The organism is Roseburia zhanii, assembly GCF_014287635.1.
Classification (GTDB): Bacteria; Bacillota; Clostridia; order Lachnospirales; family Lachnospiraceae; genus Roseburia_B; species Roseburia_B zhanii.
This window is the reverse complement of the sequence record NZ_JACOPH010000065.1, coordinates 1-1,258: the sequence shown is the minus strand read 5'-3', so window position 1 is coordinate 1,258 and position 1,258 is coordinate 1. Positions and strand designations below refer to the sequence as shown.

Genomic DNA, 1,258 nt, shown 5'->3' with positions numbered 1-1,258 from the left:
GTAAAAAAAACAGATAGTGAAAAGGATAGTACAAATACAAAAGATGGCAACGTGACAACAAGTACAGTTGAATTAAAAACATCACGTCCCGGTGTGACAAAAACAGAGCAGATTAAGACAGGGTATAGTAATGTAAATGATTATTCAAAATACTTGCAAGGAAAATACCATTATATGAATATAGGGCTGACTTCAATGCAGGGTATTCCGACAACGGTATCTGTTTCAAGTGCATTTTTACAAAAGTGCATGAATGATCCGGAAAAAGCAAAGTATTTGGAGGAAAACTTAGCAGCCATTCCGGATTGTACAAAAGATACGATTAATGGATGTTTGGGCACTGTGACAAATCAGAGTTATATGATTGATGCAAACGGAAATATTATAGAGACAGCATCTTGTACAAATGATCCAGATGGGAAAATAGCGAAAGAGAATGCTGAACGAAAGGCAAAAGAGAACAGAGAAAAAGAGGAAAAGATAAAAGAAAAAAGAGCTGCTAAAAAAGCAGAGGAAGAAAAAGCTGCAAAGAAACGTGCAGAAAAATCGGCAGAAGGAAAAGAAACGGGTGATTATACCTTATCCGTAACTGGTAATGATGTAAAAAGTATGACACAGAGCCTTGTAGCAGAATCTGTGAGTATTTCTGCACCTGATAGATCAAGTTTTGATATTAAGGCATAAGAGGATTCGATAAAAGGAAAATATCAAATTGGTTCATTGAGCAATGACAGTGATGTAGATTACCTGAAAATAGATGCAGGTTCTTTGACATCGAGCAAGATAGATAAAGAAGTATAGAAAGTGTGGACTAACTTAAGGAGGTTGCTATGAAAGTTCAAGGAAATAGGTATATTAATAATCCAGAGATGATAAAAAATAAGGTTGAGAAGAAAACAACTGTTCCTCAGAATATTATTTCGGAGGATGATGTGAAAATCAGTGATTCAGCAAGAAAGTTAGTTGAGACTGCTCGTAATAAGGTATCAGATTTTCATACAATGCATTTTTCATCTATTAATGGAGAAATAAGAGAGATACCAGCAGAATATAAATGTGAAAATTTATTCAAATTAGATTTGAAAGCAACTTCCATTTCTGGAGAACAAAATGCGTTTGAAGGCTGTTCGGAAAATCAATCAGAGGTTTTTGAAAAATGGCTGGACGAAAATGCTTCTGAATATTTGACAGAAGATGAAATGAAAGATTTAAAAGAGAAGATTAATGCAATGACAGCAGATGTAGATTCTTTGAATGC

The 1,258-nt window shown here is 34.4% G+C and carries 1 protein-coding gene and 1 pseudogene; both read left to right on the top strand.

Going from position 1 to position 1,258, the window contains the following annotated elements; translation table 11 throughout:
* On the top strand, positions 1-684 hold a 684-nt coding region (locus tag H8S17_RS16105), incomplete at its 5' end, for a hypothetical protein (protein WP_186867893.1).
* 146 nt (positions 685-830) lie between these two features.
* Positions 831-1,258 (top strand): annotated as a pseudogene (locus H8S17_RS16100) (hypothetical protein); the annotation flags it as partial.